Origin of the sequence: Novosphingobium sp. NDB2Meth1 (assembly GCF_900117425.1) — a bacterium.
Lineage (GTDB): Bacteria > Pseudomonadota > Alphaproteobacteria > Sphingomonadales > Sphingomonadaceae > Novosphingobium.
The window spans coordinates 223,337-237,222 of the sequence record NZ_FPEH01000011.1 but is presented as its reverse complement, the minus strand read 5'-3'; the positions used below and the strand labels follow the sequence as shown (position 1 = coordinate 237,222).

The following is a 13,886-nucleotide window of genomic DNA, read 5'->3' as shown; positions in this document are numbered from 1 at the left end:
GGGGGAGTTGACGGGCATGGGTGAGCTTTCAGGCAAAGTGGCGATCGTGACCGGCGCCGCGCGCGGGCAGGGCCGGGCGATGGCGCTGGCACTGGCTGGAGCCGGCGCGGACGTGGCGATCTGTGATGTGGGCGAGGCAACCATGCCGAGCGTCGGCTACCCGCTTGGCGGTGCGCTCGATGCCGTTGCGCGGGAGATCGAAGCGCTCGGCGTGCGTGCGCTGTATGCTGTCTGCGATATCCGCCGGCAGGCCGAGATCGATGCGTTCGTGGGCCGCGTGCAGGCAGAGTTTGGGCGGATCGATATCCTCGTCAACAACGCGGGTATCCTCACCGGCAATGCGCCGATGCACCTGCTCGACGACGAGACTTTCGAGACGACGCTGGCGGTCAACCTGACGGGCGGCTGGCGGATGAGCCGCGCGGTTGTGCCCATCATGATTTCGGGCGGCGCGGGCGGGCGGATCATCAATATCGCCTCGGTGGCGGGCATGATCGGCACGCCCGGCTTCGGCCACTACTGCGCGACCAAGCATGCCATGATCGGCATCACCAAGACGATGGCGGCTGAGCTTGGCGCTCACGGCATCACCGTCAACGCGGTATGCCCCGGGTTCCTGCCCACGCCGATGGTCGAACATACCGCCAGCGAGATCGCCGCTCGTGCCGGGCTGACGCAGGAACAGGTCTACGAGCAGTACCTCAGCGTCGCGCATGTGAAGGAGCCGATCCAGCCCGAGCAGACCGCCGCCTCGGTGCTCTATCTGGCGAGCGAGGCCGCGCGGGTGGTGACCGGCTCCAGCCTCGTGATCGATGCGGGCTGGTCGGCCACCTGAAGCCTTGCACCGCGTGGAAATGTGCCCCTAGATGGGTGAACAAACCAAACCGGAGAGGGATGACCGCATGACGGCCTATGTAGTTTTCATCAAGGATGGCGTGAACGATCAGGCGGAGCTTGACCAGTACAATGTCAAGGCAGGCGCCTCGATCGCCGGGCATCCGCTAAAGCCGCTGGCTTTCTATGGCCCCAACGAGACGTGGGAAGGCCCGGCCGCCGAAGGCCTCGTGATCATCGAGTTCCCCGACATCGATGCGGCCAAGGCCTGGTACAACAGCCCGGCCTATCAGGACGCCAAGGTGCACCGCCTCAAGGGCGCGACGTACCGCGTGATGGTGACCGAAGGGGTCGGCTGAATCCGGTTGCAAGGCGGGCTGCTTAAGGCATGATGGCCTGATGGCGCCCGCCCATCAGACTATTTCGCACCGCTCGATGCTGATCGCGGGCTTCTCGACTGTCGTCGAGTGGTACGATTTCACGCTCTACATCTATGTCGCGACGATCCTTTCGCGGGTGATGTTCGGCGGCGGCGACGGCTCGCTGGTGGCGGTACTGGCGGGTTTCGCGATATCCTACCTGATGCGGCCCTTGGGTGCGCTGGCGATGGGGCACTATGGCGACCGGCACGGGCGGCGGCGCGCCATGCTGCTCTCGATGGCCATGATGACCGCCGCGATGCTGGGCTGCGCCCTGTTGCCGACGCACGCGCAGATCGGCCCGGCGGCGGGCTTCCTGCTGCTTGCGCTGCGCTGCGTGATGGCCTTCGCGGTGGGCGGCGAATATACCGGCGTGGTCGCTTATTTGATCGAGGGCGCGGGGCCAAACCGGCGCGGTCTCATCACCAGTTGCGCCTCGGCAGCGAGCGAAGTGGGCGCGCTCCTCGCGGTCGGGGTGGCGGCGCTGACGGCCTGGGCGCTGCCCGCCGCAGGGCTCGATGCATGGGGCTGGCGCATTCCCTTCTTTTTTGGCGCGCTGCTGGCGGGCGGGGTGCTGCTGGCGCGGGCGAACATGGACGAATCGCCCGAGTTTGAACGCCACAAGGCGGCGGGGACGGTGCCCACGGCCCCGCTGCGCCATGCCATGGTCCATGAACGCATCGGCATCATCCGGGGCTTTGCGATCTCCGCGCTGGGGTCGATCAGCTACTACGTCGGCATCACTTATGTGCCGACGTTCCTTGGCTCGGTGGGGGCAGTGGGCGAGGGGGCAGCACTGACGCTGTCGACCGTGGCGGCTTTCGTTGTCATCGCGGTGACGCCGCTGGTGGGCGCGCTTTCCGATCAGATCGGGCGGCGGCCGGTGCTGATCGGCATTGCGCTTGCCTGCGCGGTCGGGCCGATCACCCTGTTTTCGCTGATGGCACACGGCGGGATATGGCCGGCGCTTGTCGGCGCGGTACTGCTGGCGGCGCTGGGCGGCGCGTGGAGCGCGGTCGGTGCGGTGGCGACCGCCGAACAGTTTTCCGGGCAGGCGCGTCTCTCCGGCCTTGCGCTGGGCGTGACGAGCGCGACCGCGATTTTCGGCGGGCTCACCCCGCTGGTGGCGCAAGTGCTGCTGGAGGGGACGCATTGGCCCGCAGTCCCCGGTGCCATGATTGCCGTGGTCGCGCTGGCGATCCTGCCGGTGCTCTGGCGCATTCCCGAAACCGCACCCCGCCAAAGCTGGACAGCCGCGCCGCAACCGATATAGTTCGCTTGCCTAACAATAAGCGGAAGAAGGCCATGGCAACGCAAGCGGCGCTGGATATCGAAGATACGGCGCGCAAAGCTCCGGCACTGATCCGCTATCTGGATGAAGGCGAGTACTTCACCCGGCGCTATGTCAGTCAGGGTGTCGAGATGAACACCGGCGATTACCGCGACTATCCCGTCGAGGTGCGCGACGGGATGCCTATCCGGGATCATTTCAGCCTCGATGTGCATGGCTTCGCGATAGCCCGGCATCAAAGCGCGATAGTCGATTTCCATGACAAAGCCGCCGTCGATGCCGGGTATCAGCGCGAAGTCGAAGCGCTCGTGGCGCGGCTGACCGGTGCGGACAAGGTGGCGACGCAAGGCTGGATGATCCGCACTTCGGGCGACCTGTCGGCGCGCGCCCAGGAGAAGGTTGCGGGCTACGTCCATTCGGGCGGCATCCAGCCCCCGGCGGGCGAGGCGCATGTCGATTACAACGAGCTGACCGGCAAGCGCGCGGCGGCGCGGGTCTACGGGCAGGCGTTTCCGGATGGGCCGGGCTACCAGCGCTACATCTGCTTCTCGCTGTGGCGCACCTTCTCACCGGGCCCGCAGGATTGGCCGCTGGCGGTGTGTGACGGGCGCACGGTCGGCGATGCCGAGACGGCCTCCAACACGCTGTTCGTGGTGGATGAATTCCCGGTCGGCGATGCACTGACTGCGCCGGTCGATGGCGAGGACCAAATGATCGCCGCGACGATCTTCCGCTATCGGCCTCAGCACCGCTGGTGGTACTTCGCCAACATGGAGGCGGACGACGTGCTGCTGTTCAAGTTTCAGGACAGCGCCCATTCCGTCACCTGGCGCTGCCCGCATACCGCGTTCCACGACACCAGCCTGCCGGACACGAAGATCCGCGAAAGCATCGAAGTGCGCGGGGTGGCGTTCTTCGAATAGGCGCTAGAGGTCGACGGCCCAGGGCTGGGTGGTCCCGAGCGTCTCGAACAGGAAATCGACATAGGCGCGCACTCTTGGCGGCGGGGCTACGTGGGTGCGGAACAGCACGTGGATCGGGATGGGTGCTTGCCGCCATGCATCGAGCAGCAGCGCGAGCCGCCCCGCGCGGACATCCTCCGCCACAAGAAAGCGCGGCAGTACGGCTATGCCGCAACCGGCGAGCGCGGCGAGGCGCACGGCTTCCGGATCGTCGATCTGGATCGGCGGGGCATACGTCACCGTCGCGGCGCGCTCGGGGCCATTGAGGACGAGGCGGTTGTGCTTTCCGGCCGGACCCAGTTCCAGCATGGCGTGGGCGGCGAGGTCCTCGGGCTCTTCCGGCATGCCGGCGCGGGCGAGGTAGCCGGGGGAGGCGACCATCGCGAAGGCGATTTCGCCCAGCTTGCGGTTGCCGACTTCGGGCGAGGCGACGGTGCGGAGGCGGATCGCGATGTCCGCTTCGCCTGGGCCGGACCCCAGCGCATGTTGTTGCGCGCCGAGCCACAGCGCCACGCGGACTTGCGGATGGCGCGCGCGGAACTGCGGCAGACCCGGCACGATGAAGCGCCGCCCGACCAGCCCGGTGGTGGCAATCGTCAGCAGCCCGCTCGGCCCCTTGCCATCGGCACGCAGCGCGGTTTCGGCTTCCACCGCATCGTCGAGCAAGCGGCGGGCATGGGGCACGAAGGTCCGCCCCTGCGCGGTCAGCGTCACGCTGCGGGTGGACCGATCGAGTAGCGGCGTACCGAGCGCCGCCTCGAGCCGGGCGAGCTGCCGCGCGACCGAAGATTTGGGTGATTTGAGCGCGCGGGCGGCGCCGGTGAAGCTGCCGGCGTTCACGATTTCGAGGAAGACTTCGACATCGGGCAGGTGGAGCATTGTTCGCAAATCCGGGTCAATATTGCGCGAATGTACCGGGTTGATCCGGTTCGAGCCAGCCTTGTATCGCTGCTGATGACGCAAACAGCGGCAGCGAAAGGCATCCCATGGAGCCCAAGGCTTACTTCCATCTCGTCGGCTACACGTTTGCTCTGGCAGGCTTTGCGATACTGTACTGGTCGCTCTACCCGCGCCTTGTGGCTGCGGGCCGCGACGCGCACCTTAAGGCGCTGATCCCGGTTCATTTCCTGCGCTATTTCGGGCTTACCGCGATGCTGCCGGGGGTATTCAACCTTGCTCCTGCGGGCTTCAGCGAGGGCTATCTTTTCCAGATCATGGCGGGCGACGTGCTGGTCGCGGCGCTGGCGCTGATCGCCTTTGCACTTGTCCAGACCGGATCGTCGGCGCGGATTGGCTTCGCGTGGGTGTTCAACGTTGTCGGCATGCTCGACTACCTCAACGCGGCCGCGCGCGTGACGCCTGCAATTCACGATGCCAACATTCTCGGCCCGCTCGGCTGGCTGGTGATCACCGTGCTGCTCCCCGCCTGGCTGGTGAGCCATCTCGCCATCTTCGGCGCGCTGCTGACAAGAAAGGAGCGCCGCGCATGAAGGCATTCTCCTACGACCGGTTCGGCGGCGGCGATGTGCTGCACGCAAGCGAGCTGCCGGACCCGGTCCCCGGCAAGGGTGAGGTCGTCGTCGCGGTGCAGGCCCGCTCGATCAACCTGATCGATATCCGCGTGCGCAGCGGCACGATGGGCCTGCTGGTGAACAAGCGCTTCCCCAAGGTGCCCGGTGCCGATCTTGCCGGCGAGGTGATTGCCGTGGGCCCGGGCGCCGAAGGTTTCAAGGTGGGCGACCGGGTGTTCGGCGCGGCCGATCCGTTCAAGGGCGGCGCCTTTGCCGAGCGGATCGCGTTGAGTGCCCTGAACCTCTGCCCGATCCCGGACGGTCTCGCGCCTGATGTCGCCGCTGCCCTGCCGATCGCGGGCCTCGCCGCGCTGCAATCGCTGCGCGATCTGGGGCTGCTCAAGGCCGGGCAGTCGGTGCTGATCCATGGCGCGACCGGGCCGGTCGGGCTCTTCGCGGTGCAACTCGCCAAGCGGACCGGTGCTGAAGTCACGGCAGTCGGCAGTTCCGGACTGGACACGGCGCGGCGGCTCGGTGCGGACCGGGTTGTCGACTATCGCAATGGCCCCGGTTTGCCGAAGGGGCTGCGCTTCGACGTGATCCTCAATTTTTCGGGCAAGTTTCCCTTCGCGCTCGGTCGTGCCTTGCTGAAGCCTGACGGGCGACTGGTCGAACCTTCGCCGACGATCCCGCTGTTCATCGGCTCGAAGCTGGGCAACCTGTTTCGCCGGAAGAAACACATGGCGCTGGCGGCGGCGGTGCGGCGCGCGGATCTCAAGCTGCTGGCAGACCTGGCGGCAACCGGTGCGCTGGAGCCGGACCTGGCCGCCAGCTTCCCCTTTGATGCAACGCGCGAGGCCTACGCCATGGTCGAGCGCGGCGGAGTGATCGGCAAGGTTGTCGTCACCAGCTGATCCTCGCGGCGGACGGGCCATTAAAGCTCGCATTGAGCGGACGAAAGGAATGCCATCCCGGCGTGCTCCCATATGGGAGCTTTGCCGATCCGAATGAGAGGCCATGTGCGCTGCCACAATCCATGAGGCACGCCATGTCCGATCCCGTCAGCAAATCCACCCTGACTCACATCCAGCGGCTCGAGGCCGAGGCGATCCACATCATGCGCGAAGTGGTGGCCGAGGCGACCAATCCGGTGATGCTCTACTCGGTCGGCAAGGACAGCGCGGTGATGCTGCACCTTGCGCGCAAGGCGTTCTACCCCAGCCCGCCGCCGTTCCCGCTGCTCCATGTCGATACGACGTGGAAGTTCCAGGCGATGTACGAACTGCGCGAACGGATGGCGAAGGAGAGCGGCATGGAACTGCTCGTCCACCAGAACGAGGAAGCCAAGGCGCGCGGGATCAATCCGTTCGACCACGGCCCTCTCCACACCGACATGTGGAAGACCGAAGGGCTCAAGCAGGCGCTCGACAAATGGGGCTTCGATGCCGCCTTCGGCGGTGCGCGGCGCGACGAGGAGAAGAGCCGCGCCAAGGAGCGCATTTTCAGCTTCCGCACGGCCTCGCATGGCTGGGACCCGAAGAACCAGCGCCCGGAGCTGTGGAACATCTACAATGCCCGCAAGAACAAGGGCGAGAGCATCCGCGTGTTCCCGATCTCGAACTGGACCGAGCTCGACATCTGGCAATACATCCGCCTCAACGACGTGCCGATCGTGCCGCTCTACTACGCGGCGGTGCGGCCGACCTTCGAGTGGGAAGGCGGCCTGTTCATGGCCGACGATCTGCCGCGGCTCGAGAAGGTTCTGGGCTACAAGCCTCAAATCACGGAACGTTCGATCCGCTTCCGCACCTTGGGCTGCTTCCCACTGACAGGTGCGGTGGCGAGCAACGCGACGACGCTGAGCGAAGTGATCCAGGAAACGCTGCTGACCACCACCAGCGAACGGCAGGGCCGGGTGATCGACAAGGATGCCGGCGGAGCGGGCATGGAAGTCAAGAAGCAGCAGGGGTACTTCTGATGTCGGGTGCGGACGTGATCTACCAGACCGAGGCCCTGATTGCCGAGGACATCGAGGCCTACCTCAACCTGCACCAGCACAAGTCGATGCTGCGCTTCATCACCTGCGGCAGCGTGGATGATGGAAAGTCCACGCTGATCGGGCGGTTGCTCTACGATTCGAAGATGATCTTCGAGGATCAGCTCGCAGCGCTCGAGAATGACAGCAAGAAGGTCGGCACGCAGGGCGGCGAGATCGACTTCGCACTGCTGGTCGACGGCCTCGCGGCGGAACGCGAGCAGGGCATTACCATCGACGTCGCCTACCGCTTCTTCAGCACCGAGAAGCGCAAGTTCATCGTCGCGGATTGCCCGGGACACGAACAGTATACGCGCAACATGGTGACCGGCGCTTCCACCGCCGATCTTGCCGTGATCCTAATCGACGCGCGCAAGGGCGTGCTCACGCAGACGCGCCGCCACAGCTATCTCGCGCACCTCATCGGCATCCGCCACATCGTGCTCGCGGTGAACAAGATGGACCTGATCGGCTATGATCAGGCGAAGTACGACGCGATCGTTGCCGACTATGCCGCGTTTGCCGCCAGCATCGGGATCGAGGCGTTCACCGCTATGCCGATCTCGGGCTTCAAGGGCGACAATATCACCGCGCCCAGCGCAAACACGCCGTGGTACTCGGGCCCGACGTTGATGGGCCATCTGGAAGCGGTGGACGTGAACACGGCGGCCGAAGCGGCGGGCGTGTTCCGCTTGCCGGTGCAGTGGGTCAACCGCCCGAACCTTGATTTCCGGGGCTTTTCGGGCCTCATCTCGAACGGCACCGTGCGCAAGGGCGATGCCGTGCGCGTGCTGCCTTCGGGCAAGACCAGCACGGTGACGCGCATAGTCACGCTGGATGGCGATCTGGAGGAAGCGGTCGCAGGCCAGTCCGTCACGCTCTGCCTTGCGGACGAGATCGATTGCTCGCGCGGTGACGTGATCGCCGCTGCCGACGCGCCGCCGCAAGTGGCCGACCAGTTCGAGGCGAACCTCGTGTGGATGGCCGACGAAGCGCTGGTGCCGGGCCGCGCCTATTGGCTGAAGCTCGCCAGCCAGACCGTTTCGGTCACGGTTTCGCAGCCCAAGTGCACGATCAACGTCAACACCTTGGAGCGCCTTGCCGCCAAGACGCTCGAACTCAACGCGATCGGCATTGCCGAGATCACCACCGACCGCGCAATCGTGTTCGAACCCTATGGCGAGAGCCGGACGCTCGGCGGCTTCATCCTGATCGACAAGATCAGCAACGCGACAGTCGCGGCGGGCATGCTGAGCTTCAGCTTGCGCCGCGCGCAGAACGTGCACTGGCAGGCGCTTGATGTCTCGCGGGCTGCTCATGCGCGGCTCAAGGGCCAGAGCCCGGCGGTGCTGTGGTTCACCGGGCTTTCGGGCTCGGGCAAGTCGACCATCGCCAACCTCGTCGAGAAGAAGCTCCATGCGCTGGGCAAGCACACGTTCCTGCTCGACGGCGACAATGTGCGCCACGGACTCAACAAGGATCTGGGCTTCACCGAGGCCGACCGCATCGAGAACATCCGCCGCGTGGGCGAGGTGGCCAAGCTGATGACCGACGCGGGGCTTATCGTGCTGACCGCCTTCATCAGCCCGTTCCGCGCCGAGCGTGACATGGTGCGCGGCCTGCTGGCAGACGGCGAGTTCTTCGAGGTCTTCGTCGATACCCCGCTGGAAGAAGCCGAGCGGCGCGACGTGAAGGGGCTCTACAAGAAGGCGCGTTCTGGCCAGCTCAAGAACTTCACCGGGATCGACAGCCCGTATGAAGCGCCGGAAAACCCTGAAATCCGCGTGGACACGATGCGCGAAACCCCCGAAGAGGCGGCGGAACGGATCGTGGCGCTGATCATCGGCGACTGGATGCCGATCATCTGACGAGTGCAGGGGTCTTGATGGACGATATCGAACTGGCGCGGCATCTGGCGGCGGGCGCCGCGCGCATCCTGATGGACCTGCGCGGGGCCGACACGCACGAAGGCAAGGCCCTCGGCGCCGAAGGGGATCTCCGCGCGAATACCTGGTTGATGGCCGAAGTCGCGGCGCACCGGCCGGATGACGGCGTCTTGTCGGAGGAAACGCAGGATACCCCCGAGCGCCTCGGCAAGTCGCGCGTCTGGATCATCGATCCGCTCGATGGCACGCGCGAGTATGGCGAAGGCCGCAGCGACTGGGCCGTGCATGTCGGCCTTGCGGTGGACGGTGTCGCCACGCTGGGCGCAGTGGCACTGCCGGGGCTCGATCTCGTGCTTGATAGCGGCGCGCCGCAGCCCTTGCCGCCGATGGCCGAGAAGCCGCGCCTGCTGGTCAGCCGCACCCGACCGGCGCATGAAGCGGTCGAGGTCGCGAAGATGCTCGGCGGCCAGCTCGTGCCAATGGGCTCGGCGGGCGCAAAGGCCATGGCAGTCGTGCGCGGGGAGGCGGAGATCTACCTCCATTCGGGCGGGCAATACGAATGGGACAACTGCGCGCCGGTGGCGGTGGCTGCCGCCGCCGGGCTGCACGTCTCGCGGATCGACGGCTCACCGCTCGTCTACAACAACCGCGATACCTACCTGCCGGACCTCCTGATTTGCCGTCAGGAATGGGCAAGGCGAGTCCTTGGTGCCGTCACGGCAATCGAGGCTTGACCGGCATCTGGTTTGCAAGCACGGGGAGGTGCGATGATCGATCCCCGCCAGTTCCGTGATGTGCTTGGAGCCTACCCGACCGGGGTCTGCGTGGTGACCGCGCTGGCAGAATCGGGCGAGCGCTTCGGCCTTGTCGTTGGCTCGTTCACCTCGATCTCGCTCGATCCGCCGCTGGTTGGTTTTTTCCCCGACAAGCGCTCCGGCACCTGGCCCAAGATCGCGGCAACGGGGCGTTTCTGCGTCAACGTGTTGGGGGCCGATCAGCTCTCGCTGTGCCGCCGGTTTGCTGCGCGCGCGGAAGACAAGTTCGCCGAACTTGCGCATGGGCTCAGCCCGGCGGGCCTGCCGGTACTCGACAACGCCATCGCGTGGATCGACTGCACGATCGAGCGTGTGACCGAAGTGGGCGATCACTGGCTCGTCGTGGGCGCCGTGGAAGCGCTGGGCAAGGAAGGCGCGGGCAACCCGCTGCTGTTCTTCCGCGGGCAGTATCACGATCTCGCGCTGCTCGCCGATTGATCGGCCAAGGCTACCCACGGGTAGATTTATTTGTAGTCAAGATTCCAGTTTGATCTCGGTCAAGGATCGCGCCCGGCGACTCTGCCACAAGGATGGGGCGCGGAAGGACCCGCCCGGGTTCTTGGGCTGTCATTCCCCCTTCCGCCGATTTCTCCCCGACTTCGGGCGGCGAGCATCCCTTGCCGCCCACTTTTCGTCATGTTTTTAGGTAGCTAGACGGATGCACGATTGCCGCAGACCTCTCCGGCTGGTAGAACCGGAATGGATGAGCGCCTGTGATACTTGCATAGTCCGCAATCGGGCCATTTGTGCCGGTCTCGAGCACCCCGAGATTACGGCGCTCAGCGCCATGGGCCGCCGCCGCTCCGTTTCCGCCGGTGAACCGCTGATCTGGGAGGACGACGACTCGCTGCTCGTCGCCAACGTGATCGAAGGCGTCCTCAAGCTTACCACCAGCACCGCCGATGGCCGCGAGCAGATCGTCGGCGTCGCCTATCCTTCCGATTTCATCGGCCGCCCGTTCGGCCAGACGAGCGCCGCGAGCGTCGTCGCTCTCACCGATGCGCGGGTCTGCGTGTTCGCCCGCAATGATTTCGACCGCTTCGCCCGCGAGCACCCCGAGCTCGAGCACAAGCTGCTCGAACGCACGCTGGCCGAGCTCGACCGCACCCGCGCATGGATGATGCTGCTCGGCCGCAAGAGCGCGCCGGAGAAGATCGCCACCTTCCTGCTCGATATGTCCGAGCGCCTCGCGGACAACGGCTGCATGGCCCACACCGGTCCGGCGCGGCAGTTCACGCTGCCCTTCTCGCGCCAGCAGGTGGCGGACCTTTTGGGCCTGACCATCGAGACGGTGAGCCGCCAGTTCACCAGGCTCAAGGCCGACGGCGTCGTCGCCCTGCCCGGACGGCGCGATGTCGAGATTCTTGACCGGGCTGCCCTGCAGGCGCTCGCGGGCTGATCACTGAAAAATTCGGCGGGCGGTGAGCGAGGCCGAAGCCCTGCTCGCCACCCGCCGCCCCTCCCATGGGTAGGGAGGTATGCCCTGCCGCGCGGGTAAGGTCGGAGGCTATCCGCGTCGGCCGTGCAATCGGTTCAGAAGCGGTAGGAGACGCCTGCGCTGAGGATCCAGGCGTCGATCTTGTGGCGCGTGGTCAGCGCCTCGACACCGCCTGCGGTGTAGAAGCGGGCGGTCGTGCCCATCCAGTACTTCTTGGCATCGAGGCTGAGGCCGAAGCCCTTCTTGCCCAGCGCGATATCGACACCGCCCTGGACCGCGACGCCGACTTCGTTGGACAAGTGCACGCGCGCCGCGCCGAGCGAGGCGGCGGCCGCACCGGGGCGTTCACCCAGCCACAGGTAGAGCGACGGGCCGACGCCGACGTAAGGCTTGATCCCGCCGGGCAGCGGCAGGTGATACTTGAGCGTCAAGGTGGCGGGGATGAGGATCGCGTGGTCGACAATGGCCGCGCCGGCGAGCGGACCGGCGCCGGTGACATGGTGCGCGCTGGTGCAGCAGATCGTTTCGGCCGAGACGTTCTTCGTGAAGAAGTACTCGACCGCGAGCGTCGGCACGCCGTTGTCGCTCGCCTTGGTCTGCGATCCGGCGGGCAGGCCAATGAGGTCCTTGTCGATCCGGCTGATCTTGCCATCAGGCAGCACGGCCGAGCCGAGCACCTTGATCTGCCACTTGCCCTCAGTCGATCCCGCATGGGCAGGTGCTGCGACAAGGGCGGTGGAAGCGAGTGCTGCGAGCGTAGCGGCAGCGTGGAGAGTCTTCATGAGCTGGGGCTCCTTCAGCTGCGGATGTCCTGCCCCTCGCAGGACGGCTTGAAGGCCGCAGCACACCGTCTCAATGCCGGGAGGACGCACCCGCAACATTGACGGAGCGCAAATCGCGACAAGAAAGAATAACCGTTATGGCAAATAGAATCCCGCTCCTTGCGAAACAGCTTCGCAGAAATTGACACGGGTCAATGTTGCGGGGGCGAAGGCGGGGCAGGGACAGTCCAGCTTCTTGGTTCGAAGGGAAGGTCCATGGACTCCGTTCTCCCGCGCACTGGCCTATGGTTGGCTGCGTTGTTCTTCGCGGTGATCGCCACCGCACTGGCGGCCGATATCGGTTTTGCCGTCCATATGATGATCTGCGCAGCTGCCGCGCTCATCGGTCTTGTCGTCACGGTGCGGGGCTGGGATCCGGCTGCGGCGATTCGCCCAGTTGATACAGGGCGTTATGACGACGACCTGATCCGCCTCGGCGTGATCGCGACGGTGTTCTGGGGCATGGCGGGGTTCCTGGCGGGGCTCTACATCGCGCTCGAGATGGCCTTCCCGCAGATGAATCTCGGGCTGCAGTGGATCAATTTCGGACGCCTGAGGCCGCTGCACACCTCCGCGGTGATCTTCGCGTTCGGCGGCAATGCCCTCATCGCGACATCGTTCTACGTGGTCCAGCGCACCTGCCGCACACGGCTTGCTCTGCCCGGGCTCGCGACGTTCGTGTTCTGGGGATACCAGCTTTTCATCGTGCTCGCGGCCACCGGCTACCTCATGGGGATCAGCCAGGGCAAGGAGTATGCTGAACCGGAATGGTACGTTGACTTGTGGCTCACCGTGGTCTGGGTCGCCTATCTCGCGGTCTTCGTCGGTACGCTGCTGAAGCGCTCCGAGCCGCACATCTACGTCGCCAACTGGTTCTACCTCTCGTTCATCCTGACAGTGGCGATGCTCCACCTCGTCAACAACGTGAACGTGCCGGTGAGCTGGTTCGGATCGCGCAGCTATCCGCTGTTCGGCGGGGTGCAGGGCGCGCTCGTCCAGTGGTGGTACGGCCATAACGCGGTCGGCTTCTTCCTCACCGCCGGCTTCCTCGCGATGATGTACTACTTCGTGCCGAAGCAGGCCGAACGCCCGGTCTATTCCTACCGGCTGTCGATCATCCACTTCTGGGCGCTGATCTTCCTCTACATCTGGGCGGGTCCGCACCACCTCCACTACACCGCGCTGCCCGACTGGGCACAGACGCTGGGCATGGTCTTCTCGGTCATGCTGTGGATGCCGAGCTGGGGCGGCATGATCAACGGCCTGATGACGCTCAACGGCGCCTGGGACAAGATCCGCACCGATCCGATCCTGCGCATGATGGTCCTCGCGCTCGCCTTCTACGGCATGAGCACCTTCGAGGGTCCGATGATGAGCATCAAGTCGGTCAACTCGCTCAGCCACTACACCGACTGGACCATCGGCCACGTGCACTCGGGCGCGCTGGGCTGGAACGGCATGATCACCTTCAGCTGCCTCTACTACCTTGCGCCGCGCCTGTGGGGCCGGGAACGCCTCTACTCGCTGCGCATGGTCAACTGGCACTTCTGGCTCGCGACGCTGGGGATCGTTTTCTACACCGCCGCGATGTGGGTGGCGGGGATCACGCAAGGGTTGATGTGGCGCGAATACGGGCCGGACGGCTACCTGGTGAACTCCTTCGCCGACACCGTCGCCGCGCTCCACCCGATGTACGTGCTGCGCGTCTTTGGCGGGCTGCTCTACCTCTCCGGTGCGGCGGTGATGGCCACCAACATCACCCGCACGATCCTCGGCCACTACCGCGACGAGCAGCCGCTGCATTCGGCAGCCTTCGATCCCGCGCGCGACGTGCCGCTCGCCCCCCCGCTCGCCATCTGACCCGGCCGACCAGG

At 65.7% G+C, this 13,886-nt stretch carries 14 protein-coding genes; 12 read left to right on the top strand and 2 right to left on the bottom strand.

Annotation, left to right across the window (positions count from 1 at the left end):
* The first annotated feature begins 16 nt into the window (after positions 1-16).
* The 4 genes from NDB2M1_RS01480 (at position 17) to NDB2M1_RS01465 (ending at position 3,467) form a co-directional block, all read left to right on the top strand.
* The gene (locus NDB2M1_RS01480; protein ID WP_072378953.1) at positions 17-835 is read left to right on the top strand and encodes an SDR family NAD(P)-dependent oxidoreductase; all 819 of its coding nucleotides are present in this window, start codon (positions 17-19) and stop codon (positions 833-835) included.
* Between the two features lie 67 nt (positions 836-902).
* On the top strand, positions 903-1,193 hold the full coding sequence (locus NDB2M1_RS01475) for a DUF1330 domain-containing protein (protein ID WP_072378951.1): 291 nt from the start codon (positions 903-905) through the stop codon (positions 1,191-1,193).
* A 40-nt stretch (positions 1,194-1,233) separates the two neighbouring features.
* A complete protein-coding gene (locus NDB2M1_RS01470; RefSeq protein WP_072378949.1) occupies positions 1,234-2,526 on the top strand; it encodes an MFS transporter in 1,293 nt (430 codons plus the stop codon).
* 32 nt (positions 2,527-2,558) lie between these two features.
* Positions 2,559-3,467, top strand: a complete 909-nt coding sequence (locus NDB2M1_RS01465; protein WP_072378947.1) for a CmcJ/NvfI family oxidoreductase — start codon at positions 2,559-2,561, stop codon at positions 3,465-3,467.
* Between the two features lie 3 nt (positions 3,468-3,470).
* Here NDB2M1_RS01465 and NDB2M1_RS01460 read toward each other — a convergent pair whose 3' ends face one another.
* A complete protein-coding gene (locus NDB2M1_RS01460; RefSeq protein WP_072378945.1) occupies positions 3,471-4,385 on the bottom strand; it encodes a LysR family transcriptional regulator in 915 nt (304 codons plus the stop codon).
* 107 nt (positions 4,386-4,492) lie between these two features.
* Between NDB2M1_RS01460 and NDB2M1_RS01455 the strand changes: the two genes are divergently transcribed.
* From NDB2M1_RS01455 to NDB2M1_RS01425, 7 genes are all read left to right on the top strand, one after another.
* A complete protein-coding gene (locus NDB2M1_RS01455) occupies positions 4,493-4,996 on the top strand; it encodes a hypothetical protein (protein WP_072378943.1) in 504 nt (167 codons plus the stop codon).
* Complete coding sequence (locus tag NDB2M1_RS01450) at positions 4,993-5,931, top strand: NAD(P)-dependent alcohol dehydrogenase (RefSeq protein ID WP_072378941.1); 939 nt, start codon at positions 4,993-4,995, stop codon at positions 5,929-5,931. The genes NDB2M1_RS01455 and NDB2M1_RS01450 overlap by 4 nt, the downstream gene beginning before the upstream one ends.
* A gap of 134 nt (positions 5,932-6,065) precedes the next feature.
* Positions 6,066-6,995 carry a sulfate adenylyltransferase subunit CysD gene (gene cysD / locus NDB2M1_RS01445; RefSeq protein ID WP_072378939.1) on the top strand — a complete coding sequence of 310 codons (930 nt, stop codon included), beginning with the start codon at positions 6,066-6,068 and terminating at the stop codon, positions 6,993-6,995.
* Positions 6,995-8,920 carry a sulfate adenylyltransferase subunit CysN gene (gene cysN / locus NDB2M1_RS01440; protein ID WP_054123054.1) on the top strand — a complete coding sequence of 642 codons (1,926 nt, stop codon included), beginning with the start codon at positions 6,995-6,997 and terminating at the stop codon, positions 8,918-8,920. Before cysD ends, cysN begins: the two co-directional genes overlap by 1 nt.
* 17 nt (positions 8,921-8,937) lie before the next feature.
* Positions 8,938-9,672, top strand: coding sequence for a 3'(2'),5'-bisphosphate nucleotidase CysQ (locus NDB2M1_RS01435; protein ID WP_072378937.1), 735 nt, complete (start codon positions 8,938-8,940; stop codon positions 9,670-9,672).
* Positions 9,673-9,705: 33 nt separating this feature from the next.
* Complete coding sequence (locus NDB2M1_RS01430) at positions 9,706-10,191, top strand: flavin reductase family protein (protein ID WP_054123052.1); 486 nt, start codon at positions 9,706-9,708, stop codon at positions 10,189-10,191.
* A 265-nt stretch (positions 10,192-10,456) separates the two neighbouring features.
* A complete protein-coding gene (locus NDB2M1_RS01425) occupies positions 10,457-11,152 on the top strand; it encodes a Crp/Fnr family transcriptional regulator (protein ID WP_072378934.1) in 696 nt (231 codons plus the stop codon).
* A 134-nt stretch (positions 11,153-11,286) separates the two neighbouring features.
* Here NDB2M1_RS01425 and NDB2M1_RS01420 read toward each other — a convergent pair whose 3' ends face one another.
* The gene (locus NDB2M1_RS01420; RefSeq protein WP_072378932.1) at positions 11,287-11,973 is read right to left on the bottom strand and encodes an OmpW/AlkL family protein; all 687 of its coding nucleotides are present in this window, start codon (positions 11,971-11,973) and stop codon (positions 11,287-11,289) included.
* A gap of 255 nt (positions 11,974-12,228) precedes the next feature.
* Here NDB2M1_RS01420 and ccoN point away from each other — a divergent pair, with 255 nt between their 5' ends.
* Positions 12,229-13,872, top strand: coding sequence for a cytochrome-c oxidase, cbb3-type subunit I (gene ccoN, locus NDB2M1_RS01415; RefSeq protein ID WP_072378930.1), 1,644 nt, complete (start codon positions 12,229-12,231; stop codon positions 13,870-13,872).
* Positions 13,873-13,886 lie beyond the last annotated feature (14 nt).

Coding starts and splice junctions, on each gene's coding strand:
- cysD (WP_072378939.1), top strand. CDS start 6,066: ATGTCCGATCCCGTCAGCAAATCCACCCTGACTCACATCCAGCGGCTC.
- NDB2M1_RS01470 (WP_072378949.1), top strand. CDS start 1,234: ATGGCGCCCGCCCATCAGACTATTTCGCACCGCTCGATGCTGATCGCG.
- NDB2M1_RS01475 (WP_072378951.1), top strand. CDS start 903: ATGACGGCCTATGTAGTTTTCATCAAGGATGGCGTGAACGATCAGGCG.
- NDB2M1_RS01450 (WP_072378941.1), top strand. CDS start 4,993: ATGAAGGCATTCTCCTACGACCGGTTCGGCGGCGGCGATGTGCTGCAC.
- cysN (WP_054123054.1), top strand. CDS start 6,995: ATGTCGGGTGCGGACGTGATCTACCAGACCGAGGCCCTGATTGCCGAG.
- NDB2M1_RS01480 (WP_072378953.1), top strand. CDS start 17: ATGGGTGAGCTTTCAGGCAAAGTGGCGATCGTGACCGGCGCCGCGCGC.
- NDB2M1_RS01430 (WP_054123052.1), top strand. CDS start 9,706: ATGATCGATCCCCGCCAGTTCCGTGATGTGCTTGGAGCCTACCCGACC.
- NDB2M1_RS01425 (WP_072378934.1), top strand. CDS start 10,457: ATGAGCGCCTGTGATACTTGCATAGTCCGCAATCGGGCCATTTGTGCC.
- NDB2M1_RS01460 (WP_072378945.1), bottom strand. CDS start 4,385: ATGCTCCACCTGCCCGATGTCGAAGTCTTCCTCGAAATCGTGAACGCC.
- NDB2M1_RS01455 (WP_072378943.1), top strand. CDS start 4,493: ATGGAGCCCAAGGCTTACTTCCATCTCGTCGGCTACACGTTTGCTCTG.
- NDB2M1_RS01420 (WP_072378932.1), bottom strand. CDS start 11,973: ATGAAGACTCTCCACGCTGCCGCTACGCTCGCAGCACTCGCTTCCACC.
- NDB2M1_RS01435 (WP_072378937.1), top strand. CDS start 8,938: ATGGACGATATCGAACTGGCGCGGCATCTGGCGGCGGGCGCCGCGCGC.
- ccoN (WP_072378930.1), top strand. CDS start 12,229: ATGGACTCCGTTCTCCCGCGCACTGGCCTATGGTTGGCTGCGTTGTTC.
- NDB2M1_RS01465 (WP_072378947.1), top strand. CDS start 2,559: ATGGCAACGCAAGCGGCGCTGGATATCGAAGATACGGCGCGCAAAGCT.